The organism is Streptomyces sp. YIM S03343, assembly GCF_054729195.1.
In genome coordinates, this window is the sequence record NZ_JBPUKX010000001.1 from 2782185 (window position 1) to 2806927 (window position 24743).

The window sequence follows — 24743 nt, forward strand, 5'->3', positions numbered from 1 at the left end:
TGCCGAACAGTCGATGTCAGACCAGGTTCACGGAACGCGCCGAGGTGGCGCCGATCTCCGAGGCCAGCTCGGCCAGGACCGTGGCGGAGACCGTGTCGTCCACGGTCAGCACGGCCAGCGCCTCGCCGCCGACCGCCGCACGGGCGACCTGCATACCGCCGATGTTGATACCGGCCTCGCCGAGGATGCGGCCGACGGTGCCGACGACACCGGGACGGTCCTCGTAGCGCAGGACGACCATGTGGTCGGCGAGGGAGAGGTCCACGTCGTACTCGCCGACCGCGACGATCTTCTGGAGGTGCTTGGGACCGGCCAGCGTGCCGGACACCGAGACCTCGTCGCCGTCGGCGAGGGTGCCGCGCACGGTGACGACATTGCGGTGGTCCGGGGACTCCGAGCTGGTGGTGAGGCGCACCTCGACACCGCGCTCCTGGGCGAACAGCGGCGCGTTGACGTAGGAGACGGTCTCGTCGACGACATCCTCGAAGACACCCTTGAGGGCGGAGAGTTCGAGCACCTTGACGTCGTGCTGGGTGATCTCGCCGTAGACCTCCACGTCGAGGCGGACGGCGACCTCACCGGCCAGCGCGGTGAAGATCCGGCCGAGGCGCTCGGCGAGCGGCAGGCCCGGCTTGACGTCCTCGGCGATCACACCGCCCTGCACGTTCACCGCGTCGGGCACCAGCTCACCGGCGAGCGCGAGGCGCACCGAGCGGGCCACGGAGATACCGGCCTTCTCCTGGGCCTCGTCGGTGGACGCGCCCAGGTGCGGGGTGCACACCACCTCGTCGAGCTCGAACAGCGGGGAGTCCGTGCACGGCTCCTTCGCGTAGACGTCGAGACCGGCGCCCGCGACACGGCCCTCCTTGAGTGCCGAGTACAGCGCCGCCTCGTCGACGATGCCGCCGCGCGCGGCGTTGACGATCCGCACGGTCGGCTTGACCTTGTGCAGCGCGTCCTCGCCGATCAGGCCGAGGGTCTCGGGGGTCTTGGGAAGGTGCACGGTGATGAAGTCGGAGACCTCCAGCAGCTCGTCGAGCGTCAGCACCTTGACGCCCATCTGCGCGGCGCGCGCGGGCTGCACATAGGGGTCGAAGGCGACGACCTTCATGCCGAAGGCGGACATGCGCTGCGCGACGAGCGCGCCGATACGGCCGAGGCCGACGACACCGAGGGTCTTCTCGGCCAGCTCCACACCCGTGTACTTGTTGCGCTTCCACTCGCCGTTCTTCAGGGCGGTGTTGGCCTGCGGGATGTTGCGGGCGGAGGCGACGAGCAGACCGCAGGCCAGTTCGGCGGCGGTGACGATGTTGGAGGTGGGGGCGTTGACGACCATGACGCCGGCCTTGGTGGCGGCCGCCACGTCGACGTTGTCGAGGCCGACACCGGCCCGTGCCACGACCTTCAGCTTGCGGCTGGCGGCGATGGCCTCGGCGTCCACCTTGGTGGCGGAGCGGATCAGGATCGCGTCGACATCTGCGATGGCGGGGAGCAGTTCCGCCCGGTCCGCCCCGTTGCAGTGGCGGATCTCGAAGTCCGGGCCGAGCGCGTCAACGGTGGCGGGCGACAGCTCTTCAGCGATGAGTACGACAGGTTTCGAGCTCACGTGAGTCCTCACAAGTCCAATGCGGACGGCCGTCCCGACGGCCGCTGGCGGTGGAGGGGTGCTAGCCGCGTGGAAGACGCACGACGCTGTGGGCCTGACGCGTATGTGTGCAGCAGTGTAATGGCGCCGTGAACGCCACTTTGCGCCACTGCGGAAGGATCACCCGTCCGTGGCTGGACGGGGCGGACAACCCCGTCCGGGGGATGTGCCGGGTTGTTTTTCCGGGTATCTCCGGGGCGGTGCCGGAGACACCCGGGCGGACCGGATCGAACCGCTCCGGCCCCTGCGGGCGAGGGTGCCGCGGCAGGCCCTGGGCCTGCCGACAGACCCTGAGGCCTACGCCTCCTCGTCCACCCAGCTCATCAGCTTGCGCAGCTGCTTGCCGGTGGTCTCCAGCAGATGCTCGGAGTCCTGCTTCTTGTACTCGTTGTACTTCTTCAGACCGCCGTGGTACTCGTCCATCCAGGCCTGCGCGAACGAGCCGTCCTGGATCTCGGCGAGGACCTGGCGCATCTCGGCCTTGGTGGCGTCCGTGATGATGCGCGGGCCGGTGACGTAGTCGCCCCACTCGGCGGTCTCGGAGATCGACCAGCGCATCTTCTCCAGGCCGCCCTCGTACATGAGGTCCACGATCAGCTTCAGCTCGTGCAGGCACTCGAAGTAGGCGATCTCCGGCTGGTAGCCGGCCTCGGTCAGGGTCTCGAAGCCCGCCTTGACCAGGGCGGCGGTGCCGCCGCACAGCACGGCCTGCTCACCGAACAGGTCGGTCTCGGTCTCCTCGGTGAAGGTCGTCTTGATGACACCGGCGCGGGTGCCGCCGATGCCCTTCGCGTACGACAGGGCCAGCGCGAAGGCGTTGCCCGAGGCGTCCTGCTCCACGGCGGCGATGCAGGGCACGCCGCGGCCCTCCTCGTACTGACGGCGGACCAGGTGGCCGGGGCCCTTGGGGGCGACCATGCAGACGTCCACACCGGCCGGGGGCTTGATGAAACCGAAGCGGATGTTGAAGCCGTGCCCGAAGAACAGGGCGTCGCCGTCCTTGAGGTTCGGGGCGATGGACTCCTCGTAGACCTGGGACTGGATGGGGTCCGGGACCAGGATCATGATGACGTCGGCCTCGGCGGCCGCCTCGGCGGGCGTCACCACACGCAGGCCCTGCTCCTCGGCCTTCGCCTTGGACGTGGAGCCCTCGTGCAGACCGACCCGCACGTCGACACCCGAGTCGCGCAGCGACAGGGCGTGCGCGTGGCCCTGACTGCCGTAGCCGATGACCGCGACCTTGCGGCCCTGGATGATGGACAGGTCGGCGTCGGCGTCGTAGAACAGCTCGGCCACTTTGGGTTCTCTCCTTGTGTGCAGGTGTTGCTCCCTGTTGCGTCCCACCGTATGACGGGGGACGTACGGGGCGTGTCGGGATCTCGGCATACGGGCTAGGGCATGCCCCAGGGCCCGCCCGGTGTCTTACGGGCCCGGCCGGCCGGTTGCCCGGCCGGTCCGGGTGCGCCCTACGCCGACCGGTCGAGGGCGCGCAGCGAGCGGTCCGTGATGGAACGGGCGCCGCGGCCGATCGCGATCGTGCCGGACTGGACGAGCTCCTTGATGCCGAACGGCTCCAGCATCTTCAACATGGCCGCCAGCTTGTCGCCGCCGCCGGTGGCCTCGATGGTGACGGCCTCCGGGGAGACGTCGACCGTCTTGGCACGGAACAGCTGGACGATCTCGACGATCTGGGAGCGCGTCTCATTGTCGGCGCGCACCTTCACCAGAACGAGTTCACGCTGGACGGCCGCCGACGGCTCCAGCTCGACGATCTTCAGCACATTGACGAGCTTGTTCAGCTGCTTGGTCACCTGCTCCAGCGGCAGGTCCTCCACGTTCACCACGATGGTGATGCGGGAGATGTCGGGGTGCTCGGTGACGCCGACCGCTAGGGAGTCGATGTTGAAGCCGCGGCGGGAGAACAGGGCCGCGATCCGGGCGAGGATGCCCGGTGTGTTCTCCACCAGGACGGAGAGCGTGTGCTTGGACATGTTCTGGACTCGGCTCTCTCTCAGTCGTCTTCGTTGTCGCCGAAGTCCGGGCGGACGTCCCGGGCGGCCATGATCTCGTCGTTGGAGGTGCCGGCCGCGACCATCGGCCACACCATGGCGTCCTCGTGCACGATGAAGTCCACGACGACCGGGCGGTCGTTGACGGAGTTCGCCTCCTCGATGACCTTGTCGAGGTCGTCCGGCGACTCGCAGCGGATCGCGTAACAGCCCATCGCCTCCGACAGCCTGACGAAGTCGGGGACGCGGGTACCGGAGCCCGGCTGGGTGAGGTCCGCGCCGGGGCCGGAGTGCAGCACCGTGTTGGAGTAGCGCTGGTTGTAGAAGAGGGTCTGCCACTGGCGGACCATCCCGAGGGCGCCGTTGTTGATGATGGCGACCTTGATCGGGATGTTGTTCAGGGAGCAGGTGGTGAGTTCCTGGTTGGTCATCTGGAAGCAGCCGTCGCCGTCGATCGCCCAGACGGTGCGCTCGGGGGCGCCGGCCTTGGCGCCCATGGCGGCCGGCACCGCGTAGCCCATGGTCCCCAGGCCGCCGGAGTTCAGCCAGGCGGAGGGCTTCTCGTGCTGGATGAAGTGCGCGGCCCACATCTGGTGCTGGCCGACGCCCGAGGTGAAGATCGTGTCGTCGGGGGCGAGCTGCCCGAGGCGCTCGATGACCTGCTGCGGGGACAGCGATCCGTCGGCGGGCTGGTCGTAGCCCAGCGGGTAGGTCTCCCGCCAGCGGCTGAGGTCCTTCCACCAGGCGCGGTAGTCGCCCCGGCGACCCTCGCTGTGCTCCTTCTGCACGGCCTGGACGAGATCGGCGATGACCTCGCGGGCGTCGCCCACGATCGGCACGTCGACATCCCGGTTCTTGCCGATCTCGGCGGGGTCGATGTCGGCGTGGACGATCTTGGCGTACGGGGCGAAGCTGTCCAGCTTGCCGGTGACGCGGTCGTCGAAGCGGGCGCCGAGGGCGACGATCAGGTCGGCCTTCTGGAGCGCGGTGACGGCAGCGACCGAACCGTGCATGCCCGGCATGCCCAGATGCTGCTCATGGGTGTCGGGGAACGCGCCGAGCGCCATCAGGGTGGTGGTGACGGGCGCCCCGGTGAGTTCGGCGAGGACCTTCAGCTCGGCGGTGGCGCGGGCCTTGATGACGCCGCCTCCGACATAGAGGACGGGACGACGGGCCGAGACGATCATCTTGGCCGCCTCGCGGATCTGCTTGGCGTGCGGCTTGGTCACCGGGCGGTAGCCGGGCAGGTCGATGGTGGGCGGCCAGGAGAACACGGTCTGCGACTGGAGGATGTCCTTGGGAATGTCGACCAGGACCGGGCCGGGGCGGCCGGTGGCGGCGATGTGGAACGCCTGCGCGATCGTCCGGGGGATGTCGACGGGGTCGGTGACCAGGAAGTTGTGCTTGGTGACCGGCATGGTGATGCCGACGATGTCCGCCTCCTGGAAGGCGTCCGTGCCGATCGCCTTGGACGCGACCTGACCGGTGATCGCCACCATCGGCACCGAGTCCATCTGCGCGTCGGCGATGGGCGTGACCAGGTTGGTGGCGCCCGGTCCCGAGGTGGCCATGCAGACACCGACCTTGCCGGTGGCCAGCGCGTAGCCCTCGGCCGCGTGGCCCGCGCCCTGCTCGTGGCGGACCAGGACATGGCGGACCCGGCTGGAGTCCATCAGCGGGTCGTAGGCGGGAAGGATCGTACCGCCGGGAATACCGAATACCGTCTCGGCGCCCACCTCCTCGAGGGAGCGGATGAGGGACTGCGCGCCCGTGACGTGCTCGGGGGCGGACTGCTGTCCTCCGGATCGGGGCCGCGGCTGCGGATGGGCCCCGGAGGCCTGCTCGGTCATCGGCATTCTCTTCTCGATGCTGAGGATTTTTGCGAGTTTTGTACGGGTTACGGCTCTGACACGGGCGATGCCCGTGCAACAAAAAACCCCTCGTGCCGTGAGGCAAGCGAGGGGAGCGCGCCGGTGTCGTCGCTGGGGTTTCCGGATCGTCCTCCGGTGAGTCCCAGCTCAGCCGACGCGCTTGCCAAGTACGAGAATTCGGGTGCGCATGGCACAGACCCTCCCCCCGGCGCGCACCCCATGTCAAGTGGGTGGGATGGGGGTCTCATTATGTGAGCACAGGGCGCCCGCACCGCCCAGCACGGCCGGTACGGCGGGGATGACCGACGCCGCGGGCAGTGCCTGGAGGGCGGGCATCGGCGGCCCCGCCGTCATGGCGGCCGTGGCCGCCACGATCGCTGACCCGCCGGTGTAGATCCCGGGGCCGCCCGCTCCCGCCAGCGCGGGTTCGGCCAGCCCGGGTCCGGTCAGCGTGGGTCCGGTCAGCGTGGGTCCGGTCGGGGCGTGCGGGACCGGGCAGTGGCCGGAAGCGAGCGCCCGGCGCAGCCGGTACTCGTCCAGCGGGCCGCCGAACGCGAGCCCCTGGCCGTGGGTGCAGCCCATCGCCCGCAGGGCGGTGATCTGCTCCGCCCGGTCCACGCCGTCGGCCACGGACTGCAGTCCGAGGTCGCCCGCGATACGGAGCAGCCCTCGTGTGATCTTGTAGAGGCGAGCCGACTCGGCGATGCCCTCGACCAGGCTGCGGTCGAGCTTCAGTACATCGACGGGGAGCCTGCGCAGGGCCGTGATCGCCGCGTAGCCGCTGCCGAAGCCGTCGAGCGCGATCCGCACACCGAGCCTGCGCAGCGCGGCGAGCCGGCGCTCCAGGTCGTCCAGGGAGACCCGCGGGTCGGTGTCGGCCAGCTCCACGACCAGCGCCCCCGACGGCAGCGCGTGCCGGGTGAGCAGTGCCTCGATCGAGCCGAGCGGCAGCGAACGGTCCAGCAGCCGCCGGGCGCCCATCCGGACCGTCACCGGCACACCGAGCCCGGTCGCGGCCCGTTCGGCTGCCTGGGCAACGGCTTCCTCCAGCACCCAGCGGCCCAGTTCGGCGGTCTTCTCACCGTCCTCCGCGACCCGCAGGAACTCGGCGGGCGTGAACAGCACGCCCTGGGAGGAGCGCCAGCGCGCCTGGGCGGCGACCGAGGTGATCCGGCCGTTCTCCAGGTCCACCACCGGCTGGTGCAGCAGGGTGAACTCGCCGTCCTGGAGCGCGGCGCGCAGCCGGGTGGCCAGCTCCGCCTTGCGTACGACGTCCTGCTGCATCTGCGGCCGGTAGAGCTCGACGCGGTTCTTGCCGCCCGCCTTCGCCCGGTACATCGCGAGGTCCGCGTTGCGCAGCAGCTCGCCCGCGCCGAGCCCGGGTTCGGCGAAGGCGACGCCGATGGAGGCGGCGACGCGGACATCGATGCCCTCGATCGCGTACGGCTGGGAGAGGGTGAGCCTGAGGCGGTCGGCGAGCTCCAGGATGTGCCGCTCCCGGGCGGCCCGGTCGCGGGTGCCGTCGCCCACGATCAGCGCCGCGAACTCGTCGCCGCCGAGCCGGGACGCCGTGTCGCCGTGCCGGAGCGACTCCTGGAGTCTGCGGGCGGCCTGGACGAGCAGTTCGTCGCCGGCCTGGTGGCCGATCGTGTCGTTGACGGCCTTGAAGCCGTCCAGATCGATGAACAGGACGGCCGTGCCCCGCAGGGCAGCGCCCCGGTCGGAGGCGCGGCGGCCGGACAGGGCCTGCTGGACGCGCTTGGTGAACAGGGCGCGGTTGGGCAGGTCGGTGAGCGGGTCGTGCTCGGCGCTGTGCTGCAACTGCGCCTGGAGCCGCACCCTCTCGGTCACATCACGGCTGTTGAAGATCAGACCGCCGTCGTGGCGGCTGACGGTGGACTCGACGTTGAGCCAGCCTCCCCCGCTCTCAACTCCGATCGAGCGGGAGCGGGAGGTGCCCCCGTCACCGGAGCGGAAGCGGCACTCGATCCGGGTGGTGGGCTCGTGCAGCGGGCTGGCCGCGAGGAAGCGGCGCACCTCGTGCACCACGGCGCCCAGGTCCTCCGGGTGGATGAGATCGGCCAGCTCGGTGCCGAGGAGGTCCTCGGCGGGGCGGCCGTAGACCCCGGCGGCGGCCGGGGAGACATAGCGCAGGACACCGTTGGGCTCGGCGATCATGATGACGTCGCTGGAGCCCTGCACCAGGGAGCGGAAGTGGTTCTCCTTCTGCGCCAGTTCCTGGGTGAGCCTCATGTTGTCGAGCAGCATGATCCCCTGCCGCACGACCAGCGCCAGCACCACGGCCCCGGCGGTCACCAGCACCACCGGGTCCGGGCTGCGCCCGTCGAGCACGTTGTAGAGGATCCCCAGCGTGCAGACCGCGGCCGCTAGGTACGGGGTGAGAGCGGCCAGGGAACCTGCGATGGGGCGGGGGGTGGTGTGGTGGGTGTGGTGGGTGTGCTCGGTTGCCTCTGGTGCGGCTGGTGTGGTCGGCTGTGGCGCGGGGTGAGTGCTCTGTGGGTGGCGGTCCGCCGGGTGAGGATGCCCCGGGTGGCCGGTCGTCGAACGGATGGCCGTCGGGTGGTGGGCCGTCGCGTGGTGGACCGTCGTGTGGTGGACCGTCGTGTGGTGGGACGGTGCGCCGTCCGGCAGTGGAGTGTGAGCCCATGGGGTGTGGGCCCATGGGGTGTGGCCCGGTGCGCGCTGTACGGGCAGGTGGGCGTGGTCCGCGGCGGTCGCGTCCGCGCCGTCGTAGGACGCCCCGTCGTGGCGCGGGGTGTCGTGGCGCTGGCCGACCCAGGGGGCGTAGGCCAGCAGGAGGGAGCCCGCGAACCAGCCCGCGTCGAGGAGCTGGCCGGAGTGGTAGTTGCTGTGCAGCAGCGGCGAGGTGAACAGGGCGTCGCACAGCACTGTGAGGGCGAGCGCGCCGATCGCGGTGTTGACGGCGGACCGGTTCACCGGTGAGCGCCGGAACTGAAGCGCGACCACCATGCTGACCAGGGCGATGTCCAGCAGCGGATACGCCAGGGAGAGCGCGGTGTGCGCCACGCTCGGCCCGTCGAAGCGGGCCGCCTGCGCGAGCGCGAGGCTCCAGGACAGGGTGAGCAGCGAGCCGCCGATCAGCCAGGCGTCCAGCGCCAGACAGATCCAGCCCGCCTTGCTGGTGGGCCGTTTGGCGAGCACCAGCAGGCCCACGATGGCGGGCGGCGCGAAGCACAGGAAGAGCAGGTCGGCGATGCTGGGGTTGGGCACGGGCCGCTGCAGGACGACCTCGTACCACCCCCAGACGCCGTTGCCGAGGGCCGCCATCGCCGAGGACAGGGCGAACAGCAGCCACGCGGGACGGAAACCGGCGCGTGGATCACGGGCGTGCAGCAGGCACGAGACCGCGGCGGCGCCGCCCGCGGCGGCCAGCCCGAAGTCACCCATGATCAGCGCGAGTTCATTCGTACCCCAGTCGAACGCGGCACCGACGGCGTATGCCGCGCACACCAGGGCCAGCACCAGTTGGTGCATCAGGCTCGGCCTTCCTCCACCGCCGGACGGCGGCCGGGGCGGCAGGCTCCCGGGGAACGGCTCCCCGGGGGCCGGCAATGCCTGCGGCACGGCGTCGAGCGTGGTCGTGGGAGAGGACGGCGAGCTCACCGGGGCCTCCCGGTCAGCGTCGCTCCGCAGTCCCGCAGACCGCGGGACGCCACCGGATTCCTGTGATGACCGTGACGGCCGCGATGGCCGTTGTACCGGTCGCCGTGATGGCCGCGTCTGCGCGTGGTCGTGCGCCAGGGTCGCCGCCGGCGGTCTCGCCGCGTCGGATCGTTCGTCCATAGGCCGTGCATCGCCCGTCGCCCCCCTCACAAGTCCGAAAGTCCATCCCCGGCGCCGAACGGTGCGCGGCGCAGCCCCTGCCCGGACGATACACCAGTCTCGTCACTCAGGGACAGGGGTTCTCTACGCTCAGTGACGGTTGACGTGATGCGCGCACTCCTCGCGCTCACGGGACTGCGGAGGGTGCCCGGAAGGGACTACGTACCCGTCATGCCCCCGCTTCAGTGCCCGCCGGGCCGGTCGAGCCCGTCACAAGGATCACGTGGGCAAGTGGTTGACGGTTCACGAGACGAGTCAGCTGGTCGACCAGCAGCCGCTCGGCGCGCGGCAGGAAGGCGGAGGTGGGCCCTCCGACATGCGGGCTGATCAGCACCCCCGGCGCATGCCACAACGGGTGCCCCGGGGGGAGGGGTTCGGGGTCGACGACGTCCAGCGCCGCGGTGATACGGCCGCGCTCGAGTTCGGCCAGCAGGGCCTTGGTGTCCACGACGGCCCCGCGCGACACGTTGACCAGCAGCGCACCGTCCTTCATCCGGGCCAGGAAGTCCGCGTCGACCAGGCCGCGGGTGCCCTCGTCGAGGGGCGTGACGATGATCACCACGTCCGCCTCGGGGAGCAGTTGAGGCAGGGCGGTGACCGGATGCACGGGGCCGCGCGCCGTGGTGCGCTCGGAGCGCGCGACGCGCGCCACCCGCGCGACCTCGAACGGCACGAGCCGGTCCTCGATCGCGGCGCCGATGGCCCCGTATCCGACGATGAGGACGTTGCGGTCGGCGAGCGCCGGATGGAAGCCGCTCTGCCAGTGCCCCTGGTCCTGCGCCCGGACAAAGCCGGGGATGCCGCGCAGCGAGGCGAGGGTCAGGGCGAGGGCGAGCTCGGCGGTGCTGGCCTCGTGCACGCCCCGCGCGTTGCACAGCGCCACACCGGGCACGATGGACGGCAGCGCGGCGGTGATGTCGTCGACCCCGGCGGTCAGCGTCTGGATCAGCCGCAGGCCCCGCATGTGCTCCAGGGGGCGCACCTTGACCGGCTGCCGCTTGAGGTACGGCACCACATAGACGGCACATTCCGCGGGGTCGCCGGGGAACTCCTGCGTCCCGTCGTCGCCCCCGTCCCAGAACAGGTAGTTGAGCCCGTCGGGGAGCCCGGTGATCTCCTCCGGCGGAATGGGCAGCCATACGTCAGCACTCATGGTCAGGAGGCTATGCCGCCGCACGCACGTGTGCAGCGGCAGAGGTCGCGTGTGCAACGGGCAGAGGTCAGGTGTGCGGCGGCAGACGTTAGGTTGGGGGGTCGGGAGAGTGGAGGGTAACGGGCAGGTGGAGCGCAGGACGATCGGCGCGGGGGCACTCGCGGTGGGTGCCGTGGGACTCGGGTGCATGCCGATGAGCTGGGCCTACAGCGGGTCGCGGCAGCGGGGCGGCGAGTCGCTCAGAGCGGTGCACCGGGCGCTGGACGTGGGTGCGACGCTGCTCGACACCGCCGACATGTACGGCCCGTTCACCAACGAGCTGCTGCTGGGGCGGGTGTTGAAGGAGCGCCGCGCGGACGCCTTCATATCGACCAAGGTCGGGCTGCTGGTCGGCGACCAGCACATCGTGGCCAACGGCCGCCCCGGGTACGTGAAACGTGCCTGCGACGCCTCGCTGCGGCGGCTCCAGGCCGATGTCATCGACCTCTACCAGCTGCACCGCGCCGACCCCGAGGTCCCGGTCGAGGAGACCTGGGGTGCGATGGCGGACCTCGTACAGGCGGGAAAGGTACGGGCGTTGGGGCTGTGCGCGGTGGGTGCGCGCGGCGGCCGCCGCTCCGACGCCGGGCTGTACGACGCGACGCTCCGTCAACTGCGTCGCGTGCAGCAGGTGTTCCCCGTGAGCGCGGTGCAGGCCGAGCTGTCGGTGTGGTCGCGCGAGGCGCTTCAGGCGCTGCTGCCGTGGTGCGAGGCGCACGGGGTGGGCTTCCTGGCGGCGATGCCGCTGGGCAACGGTTTCCTCACCGGCACGCTCACCCCGGGCGAGGGGTTCGAGCCGGACGATCTGCGCGCCCGGCACCCCCGTTTCACCGCCGAGATGATGGCGGCCAACCAGCCGATCGTGGTGGGCCTGCGCCGTATCGCCCGCCGCCACGGCGAGGACGTCACCCCGGCCCAGGTGGCCCTGGCCTGGGCCCTGGCACAGGGCCCCCATGTGATCCCGGTCCCCGGCACCAAACGCGAGCACTGCGTCACGGAGAACGCCGCGGCGGCCGACCTCCGGCTGACGGAGCGGGACCTGAGGGAGATCGAGGACCTTCCGGCGGCGCGGGGGTCGTGGGACTGAGGGTGGTGACGACGTCGCCCGACGCCGTCACCACCCTGACGGCGTCGCCCGACGTGACCGCCCTCCGCGGGCTTCGGCCGTCCCCTGCCGGGAACTCGTGAGGCGTGGTCGGAGTCGAACAGGTAGGACGGAGAGACCGGAGCCGTTGATCCGCCCGGCAAGGGTGGTGCGGGGCCGGGCTCGGGGCCGTGGTGGGTGTGGAAGGGGAAGCTGACCATGACCGTACGACTGCGACGCCGGACCATGACCGTGCAACCGCGGTGCCGGGCCGTCTCCGCCATGGCGACGGCGACCGTGCTCCTGCTGACCGCCGTCGCCTGTTCCTCCGGCGGCGGAAGCGGCACCCCGAGCGGAAGCAGAAGCGGCAGCACCACGGCCCCGGGCTCCACCCCCGCCACCACCCGGGCCACGGCCTCGCTCCCGCCCGCCAAGGGCTCGGTCCAGGTGCTGCGCACGGTCGCCACCGGTCTGACGACCCCCTGGGGCCTCGCGCCGCTACCCGGCGGCGACCTGCTGGTCTCCTCGCGCGACGACGGCACGATCACCCGCGTCGACGCGAAGACCGGAGGGAAGACCGTGCTCGGCACGGTGTCCGGGGTGTCCGCGGCCGGTGAGGGCGGCCTGCTCGGCATCGCGCTCTCCCCCTCGTACGCCTCCGATCACATGATCTACGCCTACTTCACCTCCGCGTCGGACAACCGCATCGTGCGGATGCGGTACGACGAGAAGAAGCCGGCCGGGCAGCAACTGGGGGCGCCCGACACGGTGTTCAAGGGCATCCCCAAGGGCTACATCCACAACGGCGGCCGGATCGCCTTCGGCCCCGACGGGATGCTGTACGCCGGTACCGGCGAGACCGGGCAGCGCGGACTGGCCCAGGACAAGAAGTCCCTGGGCGGCAAGATCCTGAGGCTCACCCCGGAGGGTGAACCGGCCCCCGGTAACCCCTTCCCGGACTCCCCCGTCTACAGCTACGGCCACCGCAATGTGCAGGGCCTGGCCTGGGACCGCGAACAGCGGCTGTTCGCCTCGGAGTTCGGCCAGGACACCTGGGACGAGCTGAACGCGATCAAGCCGGGCGGCAACTACGGCTGGCCGGAAGCGGAGGCCAGGTCCACGAACCCCGCCTTCCAGAACCCGATCACCCAGTGGCACACCGACGACGCCTCCCCCAGCGGTATCGCCTATGTCGACGGCGTGATCTGGATGGCCGCGCTCAGGGGTGAGCGCCTGTGGCGCATCCCCCTGGACGGCACAAAGCTCGCCGCCGCCCCGCAGTTCTTCCTGAAGGGCACCTACGGCCGCCTGCGCACCGTCGTAGCGGCGGGCGGCGACAAGATCTGGCTGACGACGAGCAACACGGACGGCCGGGGCACCCCGAAGAAGGGGGACGACCGGATCCTGGAGGTACGGGTGCGGTAGGGACAGGTGAGCGTCTGTTCGCCTATTCCTCTATCAGCGACTGGTCGAGGACGGCCACGGACACAAGGATCAGGAAGGCCCGGTGCACCATGTAGCCCACAGTGAGGCCGGGCGCGACGGACACGACACGGATGTCCTCACCGCTCACGGCCTGTGAGACCGGGGTGAACGGGTCTTCGGCAAGCTTCAGCAGCCCTCGTTCCAGCAGCTTGCGCCGGTCCTCGGGAAGCGCGTCACGCTGCGCTGCGGCGCGCTCGGTGAATTTCGATCTGGTACAACACGTCTCCTCCCCAGTGCTGGGCGTCATCATCCCGCTCCCGCGCCCTTTCCCGCCCCACTTGCGAACAGCCCCGACCGATGTGCCACCGCCGCCGCCTCGCCGCGCCCCGAGACGCCCAGCTTGCCCAGGATGTTCGAGACGTGGACGCTGGCCGTCTTCGGGGAGATGAAGAGTTCCTCGGCTATCTGGCGGTTGGTGCGGCCCTCGGCGACCAGGCGCAGGACGTCGTGCTCGCGGCTGGTGAGGCCGAGGGTCCCTGCGGGGGCGGGGGGCTGCGGGGCGGGGCCGGTCAGGGGGAGGCGGGCGCGCTGGGCGAGCAGAGCGACGGCGTCGGCGAGCGGGCGGGCGCCGAGGTGAGCGGCGACGGCGTGCGCGAGGCGGAGCAGTTCGGCGGCGCGGTCGCGCTCGTCGTCGCCGCCCTCGGTGAGCAGCGCCTCGGCGAGGCGGTACCGGACGCGGGCGAGGTCGTAGGGCCGCTCCAAGGGCTCGACGGCGCAGACCACCTCGGCCCAGTCCGCGGCGTCGGCGCGTCCCTCCGCGCGCAGCAGTTCGGCGCGCACCCAGCGGTCGTAGGCCTGCCAGACGGGGACGCCGGTGGCCACGGACCGGGCGGCGGTGCGGATGGCCTCGATGGCACCGGCGCGGCCGGGCTCGCTGCCGGGGCGGCCCACGGCGTCGCCCTCGACGGCGGCAGCGGCCAGCAGCAGGGGCCACACCTCGCGCTGGGTGCCGGGCGGGAAGCCGCCGTCCAGGGCGCGTCCGAGTTCGTCGCGGGCGTCCGCCAGGCGATCCTCGCTCGCGGCGAGTTCGACGGCGAGGCGGACCAGGAGCAGCACGTGCTGGGTCGCGTTGTCGTGGGTGCCGTAGTGGGCGCGGGCGGCGGCGAGTTGGTGCCCGGCCTCCATCAGATCACCGCGGGCGAGGGCGAGTTGGGCGCGCAGGGCGGCATGGAAACCGCGGGGCTTGGCGCTCTGGCCGATGCGCTCGGCCTTCCTGCCCGCCTCGGCGGCCTCGTCCCAACGGCCCAGCGTGCAGAGGGACTCGGCGAGGTTGCCCCAGATCCACGCCTCGGAGTCGAGCAGCCCGAAACTGCGGGTGTGGACGAGGCCCTCCTCCAGGATCGGCAGGGCCTCGCGGGAGCGGCCGACGAATTCCAGGTAACTGGGGAGGTTCACATACGCGCGGCCCGCCACGGCGGACATCCCGTCCTCGACGGTGCGTTCCTTGACCTCGGCCATCTCGGCGAGCCCGGCCTCCACGTGGCCCGCGCCGACCATCAGGCCGCCGAGGGTGAGTCGGGCGTTCATCTCGATCTCGTGGGCGCCCACCATGCGTGCGTACTCGACGGCGAGTTCGGCGGCGGAGACGGCGTCGGGGCCCGGGGCATGGAGCATGGACCAGTTGGCGACGTTGGCCAGCACATCGGCGTGCACCTCGGACGGCGGCAGGCCGCGCACCAGGTCCTGGGCGGTGCCGAGTTCCAGCCAGCCGTCGCCGCGGCCCTGCGCCTGCACCAGGCGGGAGCGCTGGGTCCAGAACCAGGCGGCGCGCAGCGGATCGTCGTCGTCCTCCAGATAGCGCAGCGCACGCTTGATGATCTTCAGGGCCCGTTCCCGCTCCCCGCCGAACCGGCCGGCGACGGCGGCCTCGGCCATGAGGTCGAGGTAGCGCAGCGGGGTGGTCTCGGGGTCGCGGCCGCAGGGAGGGTAGACCTCGGTGTGGTCGACGGGGCGCAGCTTCGCGCGGACATCCTCCGGGACCGTGTCCCACAGTTCCATCGCCCGTTCCAGCAGCCGCAGCTGCTCGCTGTAGGCGTGCCTGCGGCGGGCGGTGACGGAGGCGTCGAGGACGGCGGGGAGGGCCTTGGCGGGGTCGTGGGCCTGGTACCAGTAGCTGGCCAGGCGGGTGGCGCGCTGCTCGGCGGGCACCAGTGTGGGTTCGGCCTCCAGGGCCTCGGCGTAACGGCGGTTGATGCGGGAGCGCTCGCCGGGCAGCAGGTCGTCGCTGACGGCCTCGCGGACCAGGGAGTGCCGGAAGCGGTAGCCGTCGTCGGTCGGGGCGGCGAGCAGAATGCTGGCGTTCACGGCGGCCCGCAGCGCCTCGATGAGGTCGTCCTCGGCGAGCCGGGCGACGGCGGCGAGCAGCCGGTACTCGACGGTGGAGCCGCCCTCGGCGACGATTCTGGCGACCCGCTGCGCGGTCTCCGGCAGTGCCTCGACCCGGACCAGCAGCAGATCGCGCAGTGAGTCGGACAGACCGGTGCGGCAGCCCTCGTGCAGGGCTACGGCCAGTTCCTCGACGAAGAACGCGTTGCCGTCGGAGCGTTGGAAGATGTCGTCGACCTGGGCGGGGTCGGGTTCGGCGGCGAGGATGCCGGCGATCTGGCGGCTCGCCTCGGCGCGGTTGAAGCGGGCGAGTTCGAGACGGCGCACGGTGCGCAGCCGGTCGAGTTCGGCGAGCAGGGGCCGCAGGGGGTGGCGGCGGTGGATGTCGTCGGAGCGGTAGCTGCCCAGCACGACCAGTCGGCCGGTGTGCAGGGTGCGGACGAGATAGGCGATGAGGTGGCGGGTGGAGGCGTCGGCCCAGTGGAGGTCCTCCAGGACGAGGACGACGGTGCGGTCGGCGGCGACGCGTTCCAGCACGCGCGCAGTGAGTTCGTAGAGGCGGGCCATGCCCTCCTCGTCGTGCCGCCCCGGTCCGGCCTCACCGAGTTCGGGCAGCAGTCTGGCCAGTTCCTCCTCCTGGCCCGCCGCCGCCGCGGCCAGTTCGGCGGGCAGGGCGCGGCGCAGGGCGCGCAGGGCGGTGGAGAACGGGGCGAACGGCAGCCCGTCGGCGCCGATCTCCACGCAGCCGCCGAGCGCGACGACGGCCCCGGCGCGGCAGGCGGCCGTGGCGAACTCCTCGATCAGCCGTGTCTTGCCCACGCCCGCCTCGCCGCCGACGAGCAGCGCCTGCGGCTCTCCCGCGGCGGCGCGGGAGAGCGCGTCGTGCAGCGTGTCCAACTCGTCGGCGCGGCCGACGAACACCGGACTGACGGACCTGGTCTCCACGGGCCCGAGCATCGCACGGGGGTCTGACAACGCGGCACCCGTTTTCCGCGGAGCAGAGCGCACCAGGGCGCCGGCCGGGCGGGCCGGGGCCCTGGAGGCGGTGCTCATGCCGCCCCGGGGACACGGAACCAGCGGCGACGGCGGTCGTGGTCGTCGTCCCCGGATGCGTCGGATACGTCGGATACGTCCCCGGTCGCGTCCCCGGCAGCGTTGGTGGCATTCCGGGTGGCTTCCGCGCGGGCGGCGCGACGGCGTCGTGCGGCCTCGCGGACGAGGCGCTGCCGCTCGGCCTCGCGGCGCAGTTCGGCGGAACGGAAGTGGTGGAGGTCGTAGTGGACGTCGTAGTGGGCGTCGTACCCGTTCATGGTGTCTCCCTGGCGGATGGTGATCGCTGGATCGCGATGCCTCCAAGGTCGTCCGCCAGGGGGGTCTGTCACATCGGGAGAGTGCCGCATCTTCCGGCACCGGGCATGCCTTAGCCGCGGCCGAGGAGCCCGGTTTTGGGCTCCGTAAGGTGCCTAAGGTGCCCGGGGATGTCCTGCGACAGGCCCTAAGGCCCGTCGCGGGCTGCGGTGATGCGGGTGCGGTCAGCTGCTGGCCGAGGGCAGGGCCAGCAGGGCGTCCGTGTACTTGAGGACGGCCAGGAGCAGTCCTACGACACCGAGGACGACGCCCGCCCATGCGACCGACTTGATCCAGGGGGCCTGGACGCGGCGGGGGGTGCCGAAGGCGGGGCGGGCGAGCACGACGACGCCGGTGACCAGTGCGGTCAGTGCGAAGATCCCGGCCCACATGGCAGTGGTCTGCCAGGCGTCGCCGTAGATCTCCTTGATCTGCTTGGAGACGCTCGCCGACGACGAGGTGTGGAGCTGGCCGATGAGCGTCTCGCGCGCGGCGGCGACCGTGCCGATCCAGCCGCCGGTGAGCGAGACGAGACCGAGGACGGCGGAGACCACGGCGGCGGCGCCCTGGCCGACCGCGGTGGGCTTCTCGGCGGCGGGGGGCTCTTCGTCGCCGAGGAGGTCGTCGGCCAGGTCGTCGTCGGTGTCGTCGGTGACGTCGTCCTGGTCGGCGTCTTCCTCGGCGTCCTGGGCGTCATTTTCGTCGACGGCCTTGTCGGTGTCGTCGGCGGTCGCCTTCTCAAGGTCCGCCGCGGTGCCGGTCCCGGCCGGTTCGGCCTTGGCCTCTACGGCCGTGTCCTGCGTGGCGGCTGCCGTCTGAGCCGTCTGCCCCTCGGGCCTCTCCCCGGTGCTCACGGTGCCGGTGTCCGTCGTGCCCTCGTCAACTGGTGTGGTAGCCATGGGGCGCACGGTACGGAGGCTGTCTGAGAGGCTTCTTAATATTCGGCTCGCGCGCGTGCCGCACGCCATTCCGGGGCAAGGACCGACCAGATCTCGACGTCGTGCCGCTCCCCCCGGTGCAGATGGCTCTCGCGCAGCACCGCATCCCGGTTCATCCCTAGCCGCCGGGCGACGCCGACGCTCGCCTCGTTGGCGCTCGCCGCATGCCACTCCACCCGGTGGATGCCGCGCTCGTCGAAGGCCCAGTCGAGCAGCACCCGCATCGCGCGCGTGACGAGCCCCCGTCCGGTACCCGCGGGTTCCAGCCAGCAGCCGACCTCGCAGACGCCCTGCGCGGCGTCGAAGGTGCGGAACAGCACGCCGCCGACCAGGGTGCCGGAGAGCCAGATGCCGTGCAGGCTGCCGCCGTCCTCGGCGCGCCGCTGGGCGTACCTGTGCAGCAGGGCGCGTGCCGAGTCGGCGTCGGTCTCCTGGGAGCCGAAGGGGATGTACCGCCCGATGAACTCGCGTCCCCGGTCGAGGTGCGCGAGGAACTCCTCGGCGTGCCAGGACTCCAGGGGCCGCAGTTCGGCGCCGTCGTCACCCAGGGATATCGCGTACATCCTGTTCCCCCCACTCCGTCTCCGGTTCCCGTACGGCGGTGCCCGGCGCTTCCCCGACCGGGGCCCGTGGGGCCGGTATGTCCACCACTCGCACGTCGGCGTCCAGCGCTTCCGCCACCAGTACGTCCGCCACGAGTGCGTCCGCCACCAGTACGTCCGGCACCTCGGCGCCCGTCGCGGCGGCAAGCCTCTCATGCGCGGCGCGGCACTCGGGCGGCTCGATGCTGATGCGGGGCAGGATCCGGTCGACACTGCGGGGCAGCCACCAGTTGGCGGCGCCGAGCATGTGCATGAGGGCGGGGACGAGCAGGGTGCGCAGCACGAAGGCGTCGAGGGCGACGGCGGAGGCAAGCGCGATGCCGAACATGGCGATCACACGGTCGCCGCTGAGCACGAAGGCGAGGAAGACCGAGATCATGATGACGGCGGCGGAGTTGATCACGCGGCTGGTCTCGGCGAGGCCGACGCGGACGGCGACCCGGTTGTCACCGGTCTCCAGCCATTCCTCGTACATCCGGCTGACCAGGAACACCTGGTAGTCCATGGAGAGCCCGAAGAGCACGGACACCATGATCACGGGCAGGAAGGGTTCGATCGGCCCGGCGCGACCGAGGCCGAAGAGTTCGCCGCCCCAGCCCCATTGGAAGATCGCGACGACGATCCCGAAGGCGGCGGTCACGGCGGCGATGTTCATCAGGGCGGCCTTGACCGGGATGCCGATCGACCGGAAGGCCAGCAGCAGGAGGATGGCGCCGAGCCCTATGACCGCGCCCACGAACACCGGCATCTTGCCGACGATGACGTCCGCGAAGTCGTCGTAGCTCGCGGTCACCCCGCCGACATGGACCTCGAGGGAGGTGCCGGTCTCGGCCCGTGGGAGCACCTCGGTGCGCAGCCGGTCGACGAGGTCGCTGGTGCGCTGCGACTGGGGCGCGGAATCGGGGACGACGGTGAGGTAGGCGCTGTCGCCGCCGGTGCCGTAGGTCACCGGGGTGACCGCCGCGACGCCGTCGGTGGAGCGGAGGGTGGCGTCGAGGTTGTCCAGGGCGAGCCGGTCGGCGGCGCCGTCGACCTTGGTGACGAGGGTGAGGGGGCCGTTGACTCCGGGGCCGAAGCCGTCGGCGAGGAGGTCGTAGGCCTGCCGGGTGGTGGTGGTCTTGGGGTCGTTGCCCTGGTCGGAGGTGCCGAGGCGCAGGGAGAAGGTCGGCAGGGCGAGCACGGCGATGACGAGGACGGCGACGGCGCCGAGCGCCTTGGGGTGGCGTTCCACGAAGGCGGACCAGCGGGCGGCGAACCCGGTCGGCAGCTCCGGCTCGGGACCGAGTTCGGCGAGGCGGCGCCGCTCGCGCCGGTTGAGGGCGCGCATGCCGATGAAGGACAGCAGGGCGGGCAGCAGGGTGACGGAGGCGGCGACGGTCAGCACCACGGTCAGCGAGGCTGCGACGGCGACGCCGTTGAGGAAGTTCAGCCGCAGGATCAGCATCCCGAGCAGCGCGATGCAAACGGTGGCACCCGCGAAGACCACGGCGCGTCCCGTGGTGGCCACGGCGTTGGTGGCGGCCTCGGTGACGGTGAGTCCGCGTTTCAGTCCGCGCCGGTGACGGGTGACGATGAAGAGCGCGTAGTCGATGCCGACGCCGAGCCCGATGAGCATGCCGAGCATGGGCGCGAAGTCGGCGACGGTCATGGCGTGGCCGAGCAGTTCGATACCGGCGTAGGCGGTGCCGACCCCGGTGAGTGCGGTGGCGATGGGCAGCAGCGAGGCGGCGAGCGAGCCGAAGGCGAAGAACAGCACGACGGCGGCCACGACCACCCCGACGATCTCTGCCGTGTGCCCGCCGGTGGACTGGGTGGCGGAGATCGCGGTGCCGCCCAGCTCGACCTGGAGCCCGTCGGTCTCGGCGGACTTGGCGGTGTCCACCACGGCGTGGGCCTCGGACGTGCCGATGTCCTGGGCCTGCCTGTCGAAGGTGACGGTGGCGTAGGCGGTGTGTCCGTCGGCGCTGATGGTTCCGGCGCCCTGGCCGTCGTAGGGGCTGGTCACGGCGGCGACGCCGGGCAGTTCGGCGACCTTGTCGAGTGTGGCGGTCATCGTCTGCTCGACGTCCGAGGCGCGGACGGTGCCGGTGGTGGTGTGCCAGACGATGGTGTCGCTGTCGCCGGCGAGACCGGGGAAGCCCTTCTCCAGCAGCTGCATCGCACGGCCCGACTCGGTGCCGGGGACGTCGTAGTCGTTGGAGTAGGCGGAGCCCGCGACGGCCGCGGCGGCGGTGGCCCCGCCGAGGGCGAGGACCCACAGAAGTACCGCGACAAGGCGGTGCCGAACACTCCAGCGTGCGAGGGCTGCCACGAACGTGCTCCCAGCGTGCGATGGGTGGATCTTTGACCGGGAACAGTCGTGCCTGAACTGAACAGCCCGCAAAGAACGCATGAGCAATGCGTTCACTCTCGCAGGTGAAAATGATCGTTTGAGTGGATTGTGCCCCCATTCACAAGAGTGGGAGACACATCACAGGACAGTTACGGCAACTCTGTACCCTGGGGTGACACGCCTCACGTGACTACGAACACGTAACAGAGACACGGCGGTTGAGAGGGCCGTTCAGGGTGGCTCAGCGTGGCTCCGGGTGGCCCAGAGTGACTCAGTCGAACTGATCGCCCAGCGCCATCACCATCACGCCGAGGATCAGCAGCCACAGGGCGCGGCGGGTGCGGCCGCGGGCGCCGAGGACGGCCGCCAGGGCGCAGATCGCGGCGCCGGTGGCATAGGCGGCGGGCACGAGGGCGGGGGCGGACCTGGTGAGCCGGAACAGCGACGCGCCGAGTCCGGCGAGGGTGAGCAGGGTTCCGGTGGCGGTCGCCGTCCAGCGGGCCCGGCGGGCCTCCGTGAACGTGACCTCGTCGTACTCGTCGTCCTCGGCGTACTCGGCATCCTCGGGCATCTCGCCGTACTTGGCGTACTCGGGGTTCTCGGCGTACTCGGCGTACTCGGCGGCCACCTCGGGTATCCCGGGTTGCGTTTGGGAATCGCCTCGTCCGCTCATGACCGGGGAGCCTAGCGCCTTTCGGCCAGCGCCCCGGACCCGGGGCACGGCGGAGGGGGTGCGACGCGGTCGGCGCACCCCCTCCTTTTGTCCGGGTCGGTCCGGGTGTCAGCCTTCGCTGACGCCCAGCTTCTCCAGGATCAGTTCCTTGACGCGGGCCGCGTCCGCCTGGCCACGGGTGGCCTTCATGACCGCGCCGACCAGGGCACCGGCCGCGGCCACCTTGCCGCCGCGGATCTTGTCGGCGACGCCCGGGTTGCCGGCGATGGCCTCGTCGACGGCGGCGCCGAGCGCGGAGTCGTCGGAGACGACCTTCAGACCGCGCTTGTCGACGACCTCGTCCGGACCGCCCTCACCGGCGAGGACGCCCTCGATGACCTGGCGGGCCAGCTTGTCGTTCAGGTCGCCCTTCGCGACCAGCTCGGCGACCCGGGCCACCTGCTGCGGGGTGATCGCCAGTTCGTCGAGCGCCGTGCCGGACTCGTTGGCGCTGCGCGCCAGCTCGCCCATCCACCACTTACGGGCGGAGGCGGCGTCGGCACCCGCGTCGATGGTGGCGACGATCAGGTCCAGCGCACCGGCGTTGATGATGGCCTGCATCTCGGTGACCGAGATGCCCCACTCGGCGAGCAGCCGGGTGCGGCGGACCAGCGGCATCTCGGGGAGCGCGGCGCGGATCTCCTCGACCCATTCGCGCGAGGGTGCCACCGGGACGAGGTCCGGCTCCGGGAAGTACCGGTAGTCCTCGGCCTCCTCCTTCACCCGGCCCGAGGTCGTCGACCCCGTGTCCTCGTGGAAGTGCCGGGTCTCCTGGATGATCGTCCCGCCGGAGGAGAGCACGGCCCCGTGGCGCATGATCTCGAACCGGGCCGCGCGCTCGACCGAACGCAGCGAGTTGACGTTCTTGGTCTCCGAGCGGGTGCCGAACTTGTCGGCGTCCTTGGGCATCAGCGACAGGTTGACGTCGCAGCGCATCTGGCCCATCTCCATACGGGCCTCGGACACGCCGAGCGCCCTGATGAGCTCGCGCAGCTCGTGCACGTACGCCCGCGCGACCTCGGGGGCCCGCTCGCCCGCACCGGTGATCGGCTTGGTGACGATCTCGATGAGCGGGATGCCGGCGCGGTTGTAGTCCAGCAGGGAGTGGGACGCGCCGTGGATACGGCCGGTGGCGCCGCCGATGTGGGTCGACTTGCCGGTGTCCTCCTCCATGTGGGCGCGCTCGATCTCGACGCGGAAGGTCTCCCCGTCCTCCAGCTGTACGTCGAGATAGCCGTTGTAGGCGATCGGCTCGTCGTACTGGGAGGTCTGGAAGTTCTTCGGCATGTCCGGATAGAAGTAGTTCTTCCGGGCGAAGCGGCACCACTCGGCGATCTCGCAGTGCAGTGCGAGACCGATCTTGATCGCCGACTCCACGCCGGTCGCGTTGACGACCGGGAGGGCGCCGGGCAGGCCGAGGCAGGTGGGGCAGGTCTGCGAGTTGGGCTCGGCACCGAGTTCGGTGGAGCAGCCGCAGAACATCTTGGTCCGGGTGCCGAGTTCGACATGGACCTCAAGGCCCATGACAGGGTCGTAGGACGCCAGCGCGTCCTCGTACGACACCAGGTCGTCGGTCGTGGTGGTCACGGTGAAACTTCCCTCTCAGCCCAGCAGGACGTCGTCGTCGCCCAGCCGCTTCAGCTCGCGGACCAGGATGGCGAGGCCGGTGACGATCGCGACCGCGGAGACGGTGGCGTCGATCAGCCGCAGGGTGTCCTGCTCGGCCTTGGCCTTCTTGATCTGCTTGGCGACGCCGATCGCGCCGAACGCGGTGGTCGCGATGGACAGGTACGTACCGGAGCGGGACTTCTTGAAGCCCTTGGCCTTGGACAGTGCGTTGCTCACAGCGCCGGAGCCTCCTCGAGGAGCGGGTGACCCCACCTTTCCACGAAGGCGGCCTCGACGGCGGCACCGACCTTGTAGAGCCGGTCGTCCTGGAGCGCCGGGGCGATGATCTGCAGTCCGACCGGGAGGTTGTCCTCCGGGGCGAGGCCGCAGGGCAGCGACATGGCCGCGTTGCCCGCGAGGTTGGTCGGGATGGTGCACAGGTCGGCGAGGTACATCGCCATGGGGTCGTCGGCGCGCTCGCCGATCGCGAAGGCGGTGGTCGGGGTCGTCGGGGAGACGATCACATCGACCTGCTCGAACGACTTCTCGAAGTCCCGCGTGATGAGGGTGCGGACCTTCTGGGCGCTGCCGTAGTACGCGTCGTAGTAGCCGCTGGAGAGGGCGTACGTGCCGAGCATGATCCGGCGCTTGACCTCGGCGCCGAAGCCCTCCTCGCGGGTGAGGGAGGTGACCTCCTCGGCGGAGTGGCCGCCGTCGTCGCCGCTGCGCAGGCCGTAGCGCAGGCCGTCGAAGCGGGCGAGGTTGGAGGAGCACTCGGAGGGCGCGATCAGGTAGTACGCCGACAGGGCCAGGTCGAAGGACGGGCAGTCCAGCTCGACGATCTCGGCGCCCAGGTCCTTCAGCAGCGCGACGGACTCGTCGAACCGCTGGATGACACCGGCCTGGTAGCCCTCGCCGCGGAACTGCTTGACCACGCCGACGCGCATGCCCTGCACGCTGCCGTTGCGGGCGGCCTCGACGACCGGCGGGACGGGCGCGTCGATCGACGTGGAGTCCAGCGGGTCGTGTCCGGCGATCACCTCGTGCAGCAGCGCCGCATCCAGGACCGTACGGGCGCAGGGGCCGCCCTGGTCGAGGGAGGACGAGAACGCCACCATGCCGAAGCGCGAGACCGCGCCGTACGTCGGCTTCACACCGACGGTGCCGGTGACGGCGGCGGGCTGGCGGATGGAGCCGCCGGTGTCGGTGCCGATGGCCAGCGGCGCCATGTAGGAGCTGATCGCGGCGGAGGAACCGCCGCCGGAGCCGCCGGGGACCTTGGTGAGGTCCCAGGGGTTGCCGGTGGGCCCGAAGGCGCTGTTCTCGGTGCTGGACCCCATGGCGAACTCGTCCATGTTGGTCTTGCCGAGGATGACCACACCGGCGGCCTTCAGCCGCTTGGTGAGCGTGGCGTCGTACGGCGGGATCCAGCCCTCGAGGATCTTCGAACCGACCGTCGTGGGCACGCCCTCGGTGGTGAAGATGTCCTTGAGCGCGAGAGGCACACCGGCCAGCGGGCCGAGCTTCTCGCCGCGCTCGCGCTTCTCGTCGACGGCACGTGCCTGCGCCAGGGCGCCCTCGCGGTCGATGTGCAGGAAGGCGTGCACCTTCTCGTCGACGGCCTCGATCCGGGCGAGATGCGCCTCGGTGACCTGGACCGCGGTGAGTTCACCGGCGGCGATCTTCGCGGCGATCTCCGCCGCGGTGAGCTTGATGATGTCCGTCATGA

At 71.1% G+C, this 24743-nt stretch carries 18 protein-coding genes; 2 read left to right on the forward strand and 16 right to left on the reverse strand.

Annotated elements, in window-relative coordinates:
- Positions 1-16: 16 nt before the first annotated feature.
- The 6 genes from serA to ACSYGN_RS11790 form a co-directional block, all read right to left on the reverse strand.
- Positions 17-1606: a phosphoglycerate dehydrogenase gene (gene serA, locus ACSYGN_RS11765; protein WP_460394619.1), complete on the reverse strand. Its 1590-nt coding sequence runs from the start codon at positions 1604-1606 to the stop codon at positions 17-19.
- A 336-nt stretch (positions 1607-1942) separates the two neighbouring features.
- Complete coding sequence (gene ilvC, locus ACSYGN_RS11770; RefSeq protein ID WP_460394621.1) at positions 1943-2941, reverse strand: ketol-acid reductoisomerase; 999 nt, start codon at positions 2939-2941, stop codon at positions 1943-1945.
- 170 nt (positions 2942-3111) lie between these two features.
- On the reverse strand, positions 3112-3636 hold the full coding sequence (gene ilvN, locus ACSYGN_RS11775; protein WP_460394623.1) for an acetolactate synthase small subunit: 525 nt from the start codon (positions 3634-3636) through the stop codon (positions 3112-3114).
- Between the two features lie 20 nt (positions 3637-3656).
- Positions 3657-5504: an acetolactate synthase large subunit gene (locus tag ACSYGN_RS11780; RefSeq protein WP_460394625.1), complete on the reverse strand. Its 1848-nt coding sequence runs from the start codon at positions 5502-5504 to the stop codon at positions 3657-3659.
- A gap of 243 nt (positions 5505-5747) precedes the next feature.
- Positions 5748-9170, reverse strand: coding sequence for an EAL domain-containing protein (locus tag ACSYGN_RS11785; protein ID WP_460394627.1), 3423 nt, complete (start codon positions 9168-9170; stop codon positions 5748-5750).
- A gap of 388 nt (positions 9171-9558) precedes the next feature.
- Complete coding sequence (locus ACSYGN_RS11790; RefSeq protein ID WP_460394629.1) at positions 9559-10542, reverse strand: 2-hydroxyacid dehydrogenase; 984 nt, start codon at positions 10540-10542, stop codon at positions 9559-9561.
- A gap of 127 nt (positions 10543-10669) precedes the next feature.
- Here ACSYGN_RS11790 and ACSYGN_RS11795 point away from each other — a divergent pair, with 127 nt between their 5' ends.
- Both ACSYGN_RS11795 and ACSYGN_RS11800 read left to right on the forward strand, forming a co-directional pair.
- Complete coding sequence (locus ACSYGN_RS11795; protein WP_460394631.1) at positions 10670-11668, forward strand: aldo/keto reductase; 999 nt, start codon at positions 10670-10672, stop codon at positions 11666-11668.
- A gap of 243 nt (positions 11669-11911) precedes the next feature.
- Positions 11912-13090: a PQQ-dependent sugar dehydrogenase gene (locus ACSYGN_RS11800; RefSeq protein ID WP_460403388.1), complete on the forward strand. Its 1179-nt coding sequence runs from the start codon at positions 11912-11914 to the stop codon at positions 13088-13090.
- Positions 13091-13112: 22 nt separating this feature from the next.
- Here ACSYGN_RS11800 and ACSYGN_RS11805 read toward each other — a convergent pair whose 3' ends face one another.
- The 10 genes from ACSYGN_RS11805 to gatA form a co-directional block, all read right to left on the reverse strand.
- Positions 13113-13397, reverse strand: coding sequence for a hypothetical protein (locus ACSYGN_RS11805; protein ID WP_460394633.1), 285 nt, complete (start codon positions 13395-13397; stop codon positions 13113-13115).
- Positions 13397-16432, reverse strand: a complete 3036-nt coding sequence (locus ACSYGN_RS11810; RefSeq protein ID WP_460403390.1) for a helix-turn-helix transcriptional regulator — start codon at positions 16430-16432, stop codon at positions 13397-13399. Before ACSYGN_RS11810 ends, ACSYGN_RS11805 begins: the two co-directional genes overlap by 1 nt.
- Positions 16433-16524: 92 nt before the next feature.
- Positions 16525-16785 (reverse strand): hypothetical protein, encoded by a 261-nt coding sequence (locus tag ACSYGN_RS11815; protein ID WP_460394635.1) that lies wholly within the window; start codon positions 16783-16785, stop codon positions 16525-16527.
- Positions 16786-17007: 222 nt separating this feature from the next.
- Positions 17008-17721: a hypothetical protein gene (locus ACSYGN_RS11820; protein WP_460394637.1), complete on the reverse strand. Its 714-nt coding sequence runs from the start codon at positions 17719-17721 to the stop codon at positions 17008-17010.
- 35 nt (positions 17722-17756) lie between these two features.
- On the reverse strand, positions 17757-18323 hold the full coding sequence (locus ACSYGN_RS11825) for a GNAT family N-acetyltransferase (protein WP_460394639.1): 567 nt from the start codon (positions 18321-18323) through the stop codon (positions 17757-17759).
- On the reverse strand, positions 18301-20673 hold the full coding sequence (locus tag ACSYGN_RS11830; protein ID WP_460394641.1) for an MMPL family transporter: 2373 nt from the start codon (positions 20671-20673) through the stop codon (positions 18301-18303). The genes ACSYGN_RS11825 and ACSYGN_RS11830 overlap by 23 nt, the downstream gene beginning before the upstream one ends.
- 292 nt (positions 20674-20965) lie before the next feature.
- A complete protein-coding gene (locus ACSYGN_RS11835; RefSeq protein WP_460394643.1) occupies positions 20966-21367 on the reverse strand; it encodes a hypothetical protein in 402 nt (133 codons plus the stop codon).
- A gap of 108 nt (positions 21368-21475) precedes the next feature.
- On the reverse strand, positions 21476-22993 hold the full coding sequence (gene gatB / locus ACSYGN_RS11840) for an Asp-tRNA(Asn)/Glu-tRNA(Gln) amidotransferase subunit GatB (protein ID WP_460394645.1): 1518 nt from the start codon (positions 22991-22993) through the stop codon (positions 21476-21478).
- A 15-nt stretch (positions 22994-23008) separates the two neighbouring features.
- The gene (locus ACSYGN_RS11845; RefSeq protein ID WP_460394647.1) at positions 23009-23251 is read right to left on the reverse strand and encodes a hypothetical protein; all 243 of its coding nucleotides are present in this window, start codon (positions 23249-23251) and stop codon (positions 23009-23011) included.
- Positions 23248-24741, reverse strand: a complete 1494-nt coding sequence (gene gatA, locus ACSYGN_RS11850; RefSeq protein ID WP_460394649.1) for an Asp-tRNA(Asn)/Glu-tRNA(Gln) amidotransferase subunit GatA — start codon at positions 24739-24741, stop codon at positions 23248-23250. Before gatA ends, ACSYGN_RS11845 begins: the two co-directional genes overlap by 4 nt.
- Positions 24742-24743: the final 2 nt, after the last annotated feature.